11 protein-coding genes are annotated in these 13243 nt (G+C 64.1%); 5 read left to right on the forward strand and 6 right to left on the reverse strand.

Annotated elements, in window-relative coordinates:
• The first annotated feature begins 52 nt into the window (after positions 1 to 52).
• Positions 53 to 1432, forward strand: a complete 1380-nt coding sequence (locus tag NKJ18_RS18545; RefSeq protein ID WP_023750353.1) for an MFS transporter — start codon at positions 53 to 55, stop codon at positions 1430 to 1432.
• Positions 1433 to 1476: 44 nt separating this feature from the next.
• On the opposite strand, the gene purH is transcribed toward NKJ18_RS18545, so the two are convergent.
• The 3 genes from purH to NKJ18_RS18560 form a co-directional block, all read right to left on the reverse strand.
• Entirely contained in the window at positions 1477 to 3093 is a 1617-nt protein-coding gene (gene purH / locus NKJ18_RS18550) for a bifunctional phosphoribosylaminoimidazolecarboxamide formyltransferase/IMP cyclohydrolase (RefSeq protein WP_352759137.1), read from the reverse strand.
• Between the two features lie 106 nt (positions 3094 to 3199).
• Positions 3200 to 4924: a heparinase II/III family protein gene (locus NKJ18_RS18555; RefSeq protein ID WP_352759139.1), complete on the reverse strand. Its 1725-nt coding sequence runs from the start codon at positions 4922 to 4924 to the stop codon at positions 3200 to 3202.
• Positions 4925 to 5141: 217 nt separating this feature from the next.
• Positions 5142 to 5996 (reverse strand): helix-turn-helix transcriptional regulator, encoded by an 855-nt coding sequence (locus NKJ18_RS18560; protein ID WP_023835206.1) that lies wholly within the window; start codon positions 5994 to 5996, stop codon positions 5142 to 5144.
• 159 nt (positions 5997 to 6155) lie between these two features.
• Between NKJ18_RS18560 and NKJ18_RS18565 the strand changes: the two genes are divergently transcribed.
• A complete protein-coding gene (locus tag NKJ18_RS18565) occupies positions 6156 to 7013 on the forward strand; it encodes a phytanoyl-CoA dioxygenase family protein (protein ID WP_502882179.1) in 858 nt (285 codons plus the stop codon).
• A 19-nt stretch (positions 7014 to 7032) separates the two neighbouring features.
• Here NKJ18_RS18565 and NKJ18_RS18570 read toward each other — a convergent pair whose 3' ends face one another.
• On the reverse strand, positions 7033 to 8418 hold the full coding sequence (locus tag NKJ18_RS18570) for an RsmB/NOP family class I SAM-dependent RNA methyltransferase (RefSeq protein ID WP_352759142.1): 1386 nt from the start codon (positions 8416 to 8418) through the stop codon (positions 7033 to 7035).
• On the reverse strand, positions 8409 to 9434 hold the full coding sequence (gene htpX, locus NKJ18_RS18575; protein WP_352759145.1) for a zinc metalloprotease HtpX: 1026 nt from the start codon (positions 9432 to 9434) through the stop codon (positions 8409 to 8411). Before htpX ends, NKJ18_RS18570 begins: the two co-directional genes overlap by 10 nt.
• A gap of 105 nt (positions 9435 to 9539) precedes the next feature.
• Here htpX and NKJ18_RS18580 point away from each other — a divergent pair, with 105 nt between their 5' ends.
• Positions 9540 to 9746, forward strand: coding sequence for a DUF1674 domain-containing protein (locus tag NKJ18_RS18580; protein ID WP_023668643.1), 207 nt, complete (start codon positions 9540 to 9542; stop codon positions 9744 to 9746).
• Positions 9747 to 9857: 111 nt separating this feature from the next.
• Here the strand turns inward: NKJ18_RS18580 and NKJ18_RS18585 are convergent, their stop codons facing one another.
• On the reverse strand, positions 9858 to 10523 hold the full coding sequence (locus tag NKJ18_RS18585) for an HAD-IA family hydrolase (protein WP_352759148.1): 666 nt from the start codon (positions 10521 to 10523) through the stop codon (positions 9858 to 9860).
• A 169-nt stretch (positions 10524 to 10692) separates the two neighbouring features.
• On the opposite strand from NKJ18_RS18585, the gene NKJ18_RS18590 reads away from it, so the two are divergent.
• Entirely contained in the window at positions 10693 to 11562 is an 870-nt protein-coding gene (locus NKJ18_RS18590) for a transglutaminase-like domain-containing protein (protein WP_023693194.1), read from the forward strand.
• Between the two features lie 387 nt (positions 11563 to 11949).
• A complete protein-coding gene (locus tag NKJ18_RS18595) occupies positions 11950 to 13218 on the forward strand; it encodes a class I SAM-dependent methyltransferase (protein ID WP_023818257.1) in 1269 nt (422 codons plus the stop codon).
• The last annotated feature ends 25 nt before the right edge of the window (positions 13219 to 13243 follow it).

Below are 13243 nucleotides of genomic sequence, written 5' to 3' on the forward strand. Positions count from 1 at the left end.
CGAAACATGCAGACATGGCATCCGACAAGCGCGGTGTCCCGGGGGAATCATCATGGCGGCGGTAGAAACAGTGCAGCGGGCATCCGGGCACGGCATCTGGGGATGGATGTTCTTCGACTGGGCGGCGCAGCCGTTTTTCACCGTCGTCACCACCTTCATCTTCGGGCCTTATTTCGTCTCGCGCATGGCGAGCGATCCGGTCTCAGGCCAGGCGGCCTGGGGCTACGGCATCGCTGTTGCGGGCCTGGTCATTGCCGTGCTGTCTCCCATCCTCGGCTCGATTGCCGACCAGACCGGGCCGCGCAAGCCGTGGATTGCGTTCTTCGCCTCGATCAAGATCATCAGCCTTTGCCTGCTATGGTTCGCCGCTCCCGGCTCGAACCTTTTCCTGGTGGTGCTGTTCTTTTCTCTCGCTTCGGTCGCGGCGGAATTCTCGACCGTGTTCAACGATTCGATGATGCCGCGCCTGGTGCCGAAGAGCGAGATCGGCCACGTCTCCAACATTGCCTGGGGACTTGGTTATCTCGGCGGCATGATCGCGCTGATCTTTGTTGTCGCCTGTCTTGCGGGTTCGCCGGAGACCGGCAAGACGATCATCGGCATCGACCCGCTCTTTGGGCTCGACCCGAAACTCGGCGAGGACGCGCGCGCCACCGGGCCGCTGTCGGCCGGCTGGTATTTCCTGTTCATCCTGCCGATGTTCTTCTTTACGCCGGACGCCATCAAGGGGATTCCGATCGGGCCCGCGGTGCGCGAGGGGCTGTCGGAACTGAAGTCGACGCTGACTGAAGTGCGCCGGCGCAAAGGCATCTTCCGCTTCCTTGTCGCCCGCATGATTTATCAGGACGGCGTCAATGCGCTGCTCGCTTTGGGCGGCACCTTTGCGGCAGCGATGTTCCACTGGTCGATCACTGAGATCGGCATGTTCGGCATTATCCTCAACGTCGTCGCCATCGTCGGCTGCCTGGTTGCCGCATGGCTGGACACCGCGCTTGGCTCCAAGACCATCGTGATGATTTCGCTCGTCCTGCTCAGCATCGCCACCATCGGCATCGTTTCGACCGGGCCAGGCTACACATTGTTCGGCGCCTGGATGATGCCGGGAGCCGATAGTGGCGGCCTGTTCGGCACGGCGGCGGAAAAGGCCTACATTTTCTATGGCCTGTTAATCGGGCTGGCGTTCGGACCGGTGCAGGCGTCGTCACGCTCCTACATGGCGCGCAGCGTGACCGCAGCCGAATCCGGCCGCTATTTCGGCATCTATGCGCTGGCCGGAAGGGCCACGAGTTTCCTGGCGCCGTTCATGGTGGCGTCGATCACGCTCGCCAGCGGCTCGGCGCGGCTCGGCATGGCGGCCATCGTGCTGTTCCTGGGCGTTGGGATCGCGATATTGATCTGGACGCCGTACCCGGCGGATCAGCCGGTGGAATAGCGCCGCACTTTTCCTTCTCCCCTTGTGGGAAAAGGCAGAGGCGCTCAATGCCTGAAATGCCTCACGCCGGTAAACACCATAGCAATGCCATGCGCGTCGGCAGCGGCGATAACGTCGTCGTCGCGCATCGAGCCGCCGGGCTGGATCACCGCCGTGGCGCCGGCTTCGATGGCTGAGATCAGCCCGTCGGCGAAAGGGAAGAAAGCGTCGGAGGCGACCACCGAGCCCTTGGTCAACGGCTCCGCGAGGCCAGCTGCTTCCGCCGCGTCGAGGGCCTTGCGGGCGGCGATGCGCGAGGAATCGACGCGGCTCATCTGGCCGGCGCCGATGCCGACGGTAGCGCCGTCTTTTGCATAGACGATGGCGTTCGACTTGACGTGCTTGGCGATGCGGAAAGCGAATTTGAGGTCGGCCATCTCGGCCGCACTCGGTGCGCGCCTGGTCACCACCTTGAGCTCGAGATCGTCGACCACCGCGTTGTCGCGGCCCTGGACGAGCATGCCGCCGGCGACGGATTTCACAGTGATGCCGCCGGCGTGCGGATCGGGCAGACCGCCGGTGACCAGCAGTCGCAAATTCTTTTTGGCGGCGATGATGCGGACAGCGTCCTCCGACGCGTTCGGCGCGATGATCACCTCGGTGAAGGTTTTTACGATCTCCTGCGCCGCTTCCGCATCGAGGATGCGGTTCATGGCGACGATACCGCCAAAGGCCGAAACCGGGTCGCAGGCCAGCGCTCTCGCATAGGCAGCAGCCAGCGAAGCGTCCTCGGCGACGCCGCACGGGTTGGCGTGCTTGATGATGGCAACGGCGGCGCAGCGGTTGGGGTCGAACTCGCCCACCAGCTCGAAGGCGGCATCGGTGTCGTTGATGTTGTTGTAGGACAGCTGCTTGCCCTGCAACTGGCGAGCCGTGGCGACCCCCGGCCGCTTGTCGCCATTGACATAGAAGCCGGCGCTCTGATGCGGGTTCTCGCCATAGCGCATGACACTTTCCAGCCTGCCCCCGAAGGCGCGCCAGGTCGGATGCTCGATCTCCAGCGTTTCGGCGAACCAGCCGGAGATCGCCGCATCGTAGCTGGCGGTGCGGGCAAAGGCCTTTGCCGCCAGCTTCTGGCGGAAATCCAGCGACAGCGAGCCGATGTTCATCTCCAGCGCGTTCAGCACCGAGGCATAATCGCCGGGATCGGTGACGATGGCGACATAGGCATGGTTCTTGGCCGAGGCGCGGATCATCGCCGGGCCGCCAATGTCGATGTTCTCGACAACAGCGGCATAGTCGGCGCCGGAGCGGCGGACCTCCTCGAACGGGTAGAGATTGCAGACGAGCAGATCGATCGGCTCGATGCCGTGATCGTGCATCGCCTTGGCGTGTTCGGGATCGTCGCGCACGCCGAGCAGTGCGCCATGCACCGACGGGTGCAGCGTCTTGACGCGGCCGTCCATGATCTCGGGAAAGCCTGTCAGTTCCGAGACGTCACGCACCGCCAGCCCCGCCTCGGCGATCGCCTTTGCCGTACCTCCGGTCGAGACCAGCTCGACGCCGGCCGCGACCAGCCCTTTGGCGAAGTCGGTCAGGCCGGTCTTGTCGAAGACGGAAAGCAGGGCGCGGCGGACCGGAAGGAGGTCGGGTGCCGGAATGTTCTTGGCGGCGACGGCCATGGGCTGGCGGCCTTTCAGGGCTGATTGGAGAGCGTTGCCGGGCCGTAGCACATGAGGTCAGGAAATCAAGCCGGAAGCTCGATCAAGCCGGCGCCGGCAACGACGCTCAGCTGTTCTCGGGATAGCCGGCGATGCCGGTGCGCGTGAGCTGCCAATGCACCTCGGCGATCTCCGAGGCCTTGAAGGCGAGCACGATCTGGCGGCTGCGGCGCGGGCCGCCAAGGCCGGCGAAATAGATCGATTCCTCGACCTCCGGCACCACTTCGGTGCAGGTGAACACCCATGTGTCGGTCTGGTCGGCGGTCAGCACCAGGCGGTCATGCTCGTCCTGCAAAAGGTTGATATCAGGGTGGATGTGGAAGCGCACCACGACGAAGTCGCGGCCATTGTTGCGGATCGCCGCACCGCCCGGGCGGAGGAAGCGATCCCTGCCGGCGAGCACATTGCCCTCGCTCGACAGTTTCAGCTCGCGCTCATGCAGGAAGCCAAAGCGCTGCATATAGCCGTCATGGCGGGCGATGAAGCCTTGCGTGCCCTTCTGGTCGATGCGCTTGCAAGGCACATGCTGCGGGCCGCCGAGCAAGGGTGAGCCGAGCAGGTCGTTGACGCGCAGCGAATGGGAAAACCGCGCCGACGAGGTGTCGTTGATGGTGGCGGTCGAATGCGCCGCGGTGGCACGGGCCAGCGGCCGGAACTCGGCAGCGCCATAGGTGTCGATGCCGGCATTGACGATATAATGCTGGCGACCGGACGAGAGTTCGAAGGCCAGGCACCCGGCATGCGCGGCGTTGGACACATCGACGGCCGGCGACGGGCCGGTATCGGCAATTACCGTAACGCCGCCCATCGACAGGCGCTCATAGCCGGAATGCGGCGCGTGCAGCAGCGGCGCGCCGGCGGTGTCGTCGTGGCGCAAGATGGTGGCTATACGGTCGTGGATGGTGGCGCCCATGCCGTTGAAGCGGGCGAGGCTGCCATCCTGATGGCGGAAGAAGCGCAGCGCCGGCAGCATGCGGTCGATGGCGCCCATCAGGGCGGCCGGTGGCGTTTCGGCCTGGTTGGCATAGGTCTGACGCAGCGGCAGGAGATCGGCGAGCAATTCGAGCACCGCCATCGGGTTGCGCGAAATATGGCCGCCATCGGGAAGGATCTGGCGGTCGAGTTCTTCCGCCAGGTTGCGGGTGGCGCCGCGCAGTGCCGAGGCCGGCGCCGGCAGCGACAGCGCGGCGAAGGCAAGCGCGATACGAGCGCGCAGCCTGTCCTTGCCGTCCGGCATCTCGCGCGCCATCGAGCGGAGATAGCGGATCTGCACGGCGAGCGATTTCAGGAAGGCGCGATAGAACGGAAATTCGGCCCCTTGTAGGACAACCGAGGAGTGTTGCAACCAGGCAATGACTCGCTTGGCGGTGGTGCCGGGCTCCCAGGCTATGCCGGAAATCTGGTTGCCATGCATGGCGATCCAGTCGGAGACAAGCGCGCGTGCATTGGCGGCGGCCAGCTCGGTGCCGGCGGCGCGCATATGGCGCAGCCAGCGAAAGCCGTGCAGCGTCTTCACCCAGCCGCGATTGGCGACATCGATCTGGAATGGCGATTTGCCGCCGGTCTCGACCAGATGTCCCGACAGCGGATAGCGGCCATAATAAATCTCGAGCGCGATCTGCGGATCGGCGAGCCTGAGGTCGGGCGGTGCGATCAGGACGCGTTCGGGCGTGCGCCCGGAATAGCGCCAGCGATAGACTGGCCCTGCGCGAAGGCGCCGGCGCGTCTTGCGCCAAAACTCCTTAGCGACAAGCGTCCACAGACGTGTCGTGCTGCCGGCAGCCAGTGCCAAAACCCCTCCTCGTCGCCTGGAGCTAGAGCATGCTGTCGTCCGAAAACCGCGTCGCAGGTTTCGGCATCATGTTCCGGTACCCCAGCACAAGCTTATATGATTCAAGAACTTATGCGAAGTCGAATTCCGCCGACGTGAAGCGCCTCACGCTGCCGGCCACCGACCCACCCCGAAAAAAGTCAAGCGCTTCGCGGGCTTAAGCCCGGCAATCCGGCACTCACTTGCGGTTGTGGCGAGACCGAAATTCGCTGGGCGAACAGTTTTCGCGGTCGCGAAACAGACGGGAGAAATAGAAGGCGTCGTGGATGCCGACGGCGGCCGCAATGGACTCGATGGGCGAATCGGAGGCGGCCAGCATCTGTTTGGCGCGGTCGAGCCTCGTGCGCAGTTGGAAGGCCTTGGGCGACATGCCGGCTGCCCGCGCAAATCTGCGCCGCAAGGTTGCCGGCGACATCGAGAATTTCGCGGCGAAGGCATCGAGATCCACCGGGTCGCACGCGCAGCGGCGCAATTCGTCGATGATGGGCTGCATGTCGGCATGCTGGAAGCCGGGATTTCGTTGACGGTTGTTCCAATCCATTGCCTGGCGGGCAGCACGCACGACGATGCGATGCATCGTGGCGGCGGCTTCTGCCTGGCTCAGCATCGTATCGAGCGACAGCTCACCGTGCAGCCTGTCGAACAGCCGCTGCATTTTGCCGAGGTCGCGCAAGGGGACGACAGGGGCGTCCTCGGCGATCAGCCGCAGCCGGGTGAAATCGCGTATCAAGGCCCCGTCGAAGAGCGCCCAGCGTTCGAGCCAGCCCGATGCGTCCGGCCCGTAGGAATGCATTCTCCCGGGAAGCAGCCAGAACAGGGCCGGCGCTTGGATCGTCTGCATGCCGGCAGTCCTGGTTTCAAGCCAGCCTTGACCGTTCTCAATCAGCACCACGGCGAATTCCGGCAATTTGCGCGCTTGGATCGCCTGAGTGACGCGATGCCGACCAATCCCTGTAACCGACAGGCCGCCGGCCGCGGCCGGTGCGGATCTGTAGAGTGCGTAAGAGAGATCGTTCATGAGCGAAAAGTCCATGGCTTCGTTCTGTCCATGGGCGAGTGTGCGAACAGTATGACATTTCCAGCTAAGGATAAAAAATCGCAGGTGGCTGAAATGTCAAGCTCAACAGGTGGCACGCAACGACAGATTCCTGTTGCGTCAATCGATCTGAACGCCAACGGCAAGACATTATCGATGGCGCCGAACCGGTTGGGTCATCTCGTGCCAACCGACGCCGGGGTCGGCATCGATGCCATTCGCGGCCTCCTTGCCGAGCAAGGCTATGTCTGGCTGAAAAGTATGCTGCCGCGCCGCGACGTCATCGATTTTCGCGGCTGGGTGTTTTCGTATCTGGCCGACACCGGCTTGCTGCAGCCCGGGTCCGATCCCGCGCTTGGCCTGGCGGCGGCCGCCGGCACGTTCGACCGTCAGCTCGCCGATCGCCGGTTGATGGCGCTGGTTCGCTCCACCGCCTATGAAGGGTTTTGCGCACAGCCCCGGATGGCGCGGCTGATGGATGGGTTTGTCGGCGGGCTGTCCTATTTGCACAAGCGCAAGATCATGCGCTTCACCCAACCGGGCACCGCCGTGGCGACGCCGGCGCATTACGATCTCGTCTATCTTCGCGGCGGCACCAGCCGCATCGTCACGGCCTGGATCCCGATCGGCGACGTTCCCGTCGACATGGGCGGCCTGGTCTATCTCGAGGGATCGCACGCCATCGGCCTCGACATGGAAGCCCGGTTCGCCAGGGACAATGCCGGGCTGAGCCCGCAGGAGCGCATCAGCGCCTACAACAGGAACATGAGCGAGGGCGGCTGGGTGTCGAAGGACCTGCCCGACATGGCGGAGCGGTTCGATACACGCTGGCTGATCGCGGATTTCGAGGCCGGCGATGTCGTCCTCCACTCGCCCTATATGATCCACGCCTCGACGACCAACCAGAGTGCGGAGGGGCGTATCCGGCTCTCCACCGATATCCGCTACCAGAATGTGGATGATGAGATCGATGCAAGGTGGAGGAAGCACTGGAGTCTGAACGACATGCTTTAGGCATGTCGTCGCGTCGGAGTCAGGCCAGACGTCGCATGCGGGCTGCGAAGAAGCCGTCCAGGCCGGAAACCCCTGGCGAACCACTGTCAAGATCGGCGGGTGTGGTGCGCAGCGTGCCTTGCGGGGTCAGGAAAGCGTCGATGCCGGCGATTTCGCCGGGCTGCAGCGGATCGTCGGCGACGGTCTTGTTGCCGGCCAGAAAGGCGCGATACAGATCCTCGCCTTCGATCGGGTCCAGCGAACAGTTGGAAAAAACAATCCGGCCGCCCGGTTTGACCAAAGTGACGGCGCGGGCGAGCAGCTTTGCTTGCAGATCGGCTAGCTTTTCGACGTCGGCTACCGTCTTGGTCCATGGCACGTCCGGGTGGCGCCGAACCGTGCCGGTGGAAGAGCAGGGCGCGTCGAGCAGGACGGCGTCGAAAAGCTCCGCCGGCTGGTATTTCAGCAGATCGGCCTGCACGATCTCGGCGGACAGCCCAAGCCGTTCGAGGTTCTGCGTCAGCCGCGCCAGCCGGTTCTTCGAGGTGTCCAAGGCGGTGACTTTGGCGCCGGCAAGGATAAGCTGAGCGGTCTTGCCGCCGGGGGCGGCGCAGAGGTCGGCGACGCGTAATCCTTTGACATCGCCGAACAGCCGCGCCGGAAAACTGGCGGCGGCGTCCTGGACCCACCATGCGCCTTCGCTGAAGCCCGGCAGTTCGGTGACGGAGGCGCTGAGCTTTTCCACTCGCACCGTGCCGGTCGGCAGCACGATGCCGCCGAACTTTTCGGCCCACAATTCGGGATCGGCCTTGGCCGTGAAATCGACCGGCGCCTCAACGCGATGCGCCGCCAGGATCTGTCTGGTCATCTCGGCGCCATAGGCGGCCTTCAGCCGGTCGGAGAACCATTTTGGCGCCTCGTCGGTGGCGGCAAGAGCTGCCGGCAGTTCGGTCTCCTTGGCGCGCACCAAAGTGCGCAGCACGCCATTAACGAGGCCGGAAAAGCGCTGCGTGCGTGGGTCCGACTTGGCGTGGGTCACAGCCAAATCGACGGCGGCGCTGTCGGGGATGTCGAGGAACAGGATCTGCGCCGCCGCAACATGCAGGATGTGCGACAAAGCTGTGGCGTTGGGCGGCAGCGGCTTTTCAAGGCGGCGGGCGAGGAGCCCGGCAATGGTCATGCGGTAGCGCAGCGCGGTCACCAGTATGGCGCGCACCAGGCCGCGGTCGCGCAGGTCGAGCACCTTGTATTGCGGATGGCCGTTCTCGTGGTCCGTCAGCCCGTCGAGCGGCGTCTTGGCGTCGATAACGGCGGCCAGCAGCCGCGCCGCTGCCTTGCGCGCGGCGAGGCCGGCGACGAATTCGTCCGAGCTGTTTTCGCGATCGCCTGAATGTGCGGGCCGGGATCTGGCGCCGCTCACGACCACGGACCTTTGGGTCCGGTCGGATTGCGGCCCCACGGATTGGCTTTCGGCTTGGCCGGTCTGGTCGGCGGAGTGGGGCGTGCTGCCTTGCCCCACGGGCCTTGCACGGCATCGGCCGGGAATTCTTCTGTTTGCCCGGGCGTCGGCGCTTGGCGCGGCGCCGGCTGGCGGCCTGCCATGTCGCGCGCCATCGCCTGCAGCGCGGCGATGCGGTTGTCGGTATTCGGGTGGGTCGAAAACAGGCTGTCCATGCGCTCGCCGTGAAGGGGATTGATGATGAAGAGATGCGCGGTCGCGGGATTGCGTTCGGCATCCGGGTTGCGGATGCGTTCGGCGCCGCGGGCGATCTTGTCAAGCGCTGATGCCAGCCAAAGCGGATTTCCAACGATTTCGGCGCCGCGCCGGTCGGCCTCGTATTCGCGGGTGCGGCTGACCGCCATCTGCACGATCATGGCGGCGAAGGGCGCGACCAGCATCGCCACCAGCACGCCGACAAAGCCGAACGGGTTGTTGTTGTCGCGGCTGCCGCCGAAGAAGAAGGCGAAATTGCCGAGCATCGAGATGGCGCCGGCGAGTGTCGCGACAATGGTCATGGTCAGCGTGTCTCGATGCTGGATGTGGGCCAGCTCATGCGCCATGACTGCCGCCACCTCCTCATGCGACAGGCGCTCCAGCAGCCCGGTCGAGGCCGCGACCGCGGCGTTCTCGGGATTGCGGCCGGTGGCGAAGGCGTTCGGCTGCGGATTGTCGATCAGATAGGTCTTGGGCATCGGCAGGCCGGCCTGCTTGGCCAACGCCTCGACGATGGCGTGGAATTCGGGCGCGTTCTTCGCGTTGACCTCGACGGCGCGGTTCATCGACAGCACCATCTTGTCGGCATTCCAGTAGCTGAACAGATTGGTGCCCGCGGCGACCAGGAAGGCGATCATCATGCCGCCGGTGCCGCCGATCAGAAAGCCGACGCCCATGAACAGCGCCGTCATCGCGGCCAGAAGCATGGTGGTGCGTAGCGTGCTCATCATCTGCTCCCTGTGCGGCCGTGGCAAAAAAAGGTCGATCGGGGTGAACTCATGGCTATATGATGGGAAACGCCGCCCTTCGTTTCAATCCGCCCGGACTATCGCATGACCGACCAACCCAGCAAAGCCGATGCCGACCGGGAGAAGGACCTGACGCCGGCGGCCAGCCGAGCGCTGGCTGAAGCCGAGGCGCGCCGTGAAGCGTATCGCCAGAAGGAAGCTGCGCTGCCGAAGGAAATCGGCGGCCGCGGCGGCAAGGAACCCGGCCGCTACGGCGACTGGGAAGTGAAGGGCCTGGCTACGGACTTCTAAGGATATGCGGGATTCAGGTAATGCCGGCCTGCGAACAACCGGTTCCTGCGCTTCCGGTACTCACGGGCCGAGTCCGCTCCGTTCCGGTTCGCGACATATCCGAGCCTTGTCCTAAGCCGCGCTGCGCTGTGCCCCCAACGTCATCCAGCCGCTGTCATCGATCGCGATGGAGACGGTTTCGTAGCCGCCAATCGAGTTGTGCTGAGTCGTCATTGGATGCTGGTGAGTGGCGCTGATCACCATCACCGACGCGCCCGCTGCTTCCGCCGCCGCGATGCCGGCCGGCGCATCCTCGAAGACCAGGCAATCGCCGATGTCGACGCCGAGCCGTTTTGCCGCCAGCAGGAAACAGTCGGGCGCCGGTTTGCCGTGCGACACATCCTCGGCCGCGACCACCAAGGCGGGAACCGGGATGCCGGCGGCCCGCATGCGCAGCAGCGCCAACGGGCGCGGCGCGGAGGTGACGATCGCCCAGCGCTCGGCCGGCAGCGCGTTGAGAAACCGTACTGCGCCGGCGATCGGCAGCACGCCTTCGACATCGTCCGACTCCGCCTGCAACAGCACAAACGCCTCATGCACCGGGTCGACGCCGGGAAGCGCCAGCCTGGTGATGGTCTCGACCGCCCGCACGCCATGGATCGTCGGCAGGAAGGCTTCGACGTCGAGACCGTGCTTAAGCGCCCACGCCGCCCAGACGCGCTCGGCCGAAGCGATCGAATTGAGCACCGTGCCATCCATATCGAACAGGAACGCGGCGAATCTTCTGCCTGCAAACATCAGATTTTCCACGGGTTTCGGGAGGGTCAAAACATGTCGGGCGACCGTAACGTCGCCACGCTTGCCTGGGAAGCCGCGGGAGAGCCTTTTCGATAGTTCCAGGGAACCATGGTCCCGCCTCTGGCGTTTTGAGCATACTGTTTTCCACGGGATCGAAGGGGCAATCATAGTGCTGATCCGGCTCGGCTACGAAATCGCCATTGAATGCGTCGGCGCCACGCCGGTCATCTCGCTGCTTGATATCCACAGGGATCGTCAGGCCGACATCAAACGGCAGACGCGCGTGCTGACGTCGCCTTCAGTGCCGAGCAAGGTTTATCACGATCTGTTCGGCAATACCTGCCGCCGCTTCACCGCACCCGCCGGCAGTTTCCGCATTCTCTATGACGCAGCCGTCGAGGACAGCGGGGAGCCTGACGCGGTCAACACGCTGGCCAGGGAAGTGCCGGTGGCGGAACTGCCGGACGATGTGCTCGGCTACCTCCTCGGCAGCCGCTATTGCGAGACCGATCATCTGAGCAGTCTGGCCTGGCAGCTTTTCGGCCATGTTCCCTCCGGCTGGGCGCGGGTGCAGGCGATCGTCGACTATGTCCACAACCGGCTGTCCTTCGGCTATGGCTATGCGCGGTCGACGCGCACCGCAGCCCAAGCGCATGAGGAGCAGGTTGGTGTATGCCGCGACTTCGCCCATCTAGCGATCACGCTCTGCCGCTGCATGAACATCCCGGCCCGCTATGTGAACGGTTATCTCGGCGACATCGGCGTACCGGCCGACCCGGCGCCGATGGACTTTTCGGCCTGGATGGAAGTGTTCCTCGACGGCAAATGGTACACGTTCGACCCGCGTCATAATCGTCCGAGGATAGGCCGCGTCGTCATCGCGCGCGGTCGTGATGCCACGGATGTCCCGCTGCTGCACAGCTTCGGCCCGCACCAACTTTCGCTGTTCAAGGTCTGGACCTATGAGCAGGAAGGCAATCTGTTCAACCCGCCCTATCACGGCGTCGACAAGACGGTGAGCGCGCGGATGCTGGCGTGACCGGACTCTGATCCGCTTCGACACACAATCCGGGAATGGAAAAGGCCGCCGCTTCTTGACGAAGCCGGCGGCCTTCCGTGTTTCCGTCCGTGGCGCGGCCAATGGCGGCGACCGAGGTCACCCGCCGCGCTTATCGCGCCTTAACGGGAAGACTGCTTCCCGAAAGTGCAATCCGCTGAGGCCACGTTCTGGAAAACGAAATCACTCGACATCGGATCACCTCCTTTCGATTTGTTGAACACGTACAGATGATGGGGTGCGTTGCAGCAAAAAACAAGATGCCGATTTGAAATAGCTGGCGAGCCGCCTTTTGCGCCGGGTTGCGAAGAGCCGCGAGGGCGGGCAAAATCCATGCAAGGTGGATTGTCAGGACTCGGGAGGATGGCCATGGAGGCAGCCGAGAAGGCCGCGCGCATCGTGCGAACGGTGATCGAAACGCTGAAGCCGGGTTTTGCGGTCAAGCTGTGGACCGGCGAGCGGATCGGTCCCGCCACCGGGCCCGTGCTCACCATCAACGACCAGGACATCGTCTGGCAGGTGGTGAAGCGGCCATCACTGTCGACGCTGATCGAGATGTGGATTTCCAAGACGATAGACATCGAAGACGGGACGATTTTCGATTTTTATGCACTGCCGTCGCAAGGCAAGCTCAGGACCAAGCTCAAGTCGCTGCCGAAGCTGGCGATCCTGCGCGACCTGCCGGCGGTGCTCCTGTCACGCAAGCAGATGAGTGCACGCACCGATCTGTCGGGTCGCAACCCCTATGTCAGCGGGTCGAGCCAGGAGGCGATCCAGCATCACTACGACATTTCGAATGCCTTTTACCGGCTCTTCCTCGACGAGCGCATGGTCTACAGCTGCGGCTACTTTAAGGATTTCGCCGATGGCATCGACCAGGCGCAGGCCGACAAGCTCGACCATATCTGCCGCAAGCTCAGGCTGAAATCGGGCGAAAAACTGCTCGACATCGGCTGCGGCTGGGGCGCCATGCTGATCCATGCGGCCAAAAATTACGGCGTCGTCGGCCATGGCGTGTCGCTGTCGCAGGCGCAGACCGATCTCGCCCGCGAGCGCATCCGCGCCGAAGGGCTGCAGGACCGCATCACCATCGAGATCAAATCCTATGCGGAACTCAAAGGCTCCTTCGACAAGATATCGTCGATCGGCATGTTCGAGCATCTCGGGCTCGCCAACCACGCCACCTATTTCAAGACCATCCATCGCTTGCTGAAGCCCGGCGGCATCTATCTGCACCACGCCATCACCAGGCGCAGCAAGGGCGACTTGAAGAAAACCTTGCGCAAGGGGCCGGAGTTCAAGGCGCTGCTCAAATACATTTTCCCCGGCGGGGAACTCGACACGATCGGCATGACGCTGGGCAATCTGGAGGCGCATGGCTTCCTGGTCTACGACGTCGAGAATTTGCGCGAGCACTATGCGCGCACCTGCCGGCTGTGGGCCCAGCGGCTACAGGCTCGCTTCGACGAGGCGGTCGCCGAAGTCGGCGAGGCCAAGGCACGGCTGTGGCTGCTTTATCTCACCGGCTGCTCGATCACCTTCGAGCGCGCCTCGGCGCAGATTTTTCAGACCGTCGTCACCAAACGCGCACGCGGCCCGAGCGGGCTGCCGCCGACACGGGCGGATCTGTATCGGTAGAGATAGGATTCGGGGCCGAACCCCA

This window comes from Mesorhizobium sp. M0217 (assembly GCF_040321955.1).
Lineage (GTDB): Bacteria > Pseudomonadota > Alphaproteobacteria > Rhizobiales > Rhizobiaceae > Mesorhizobium.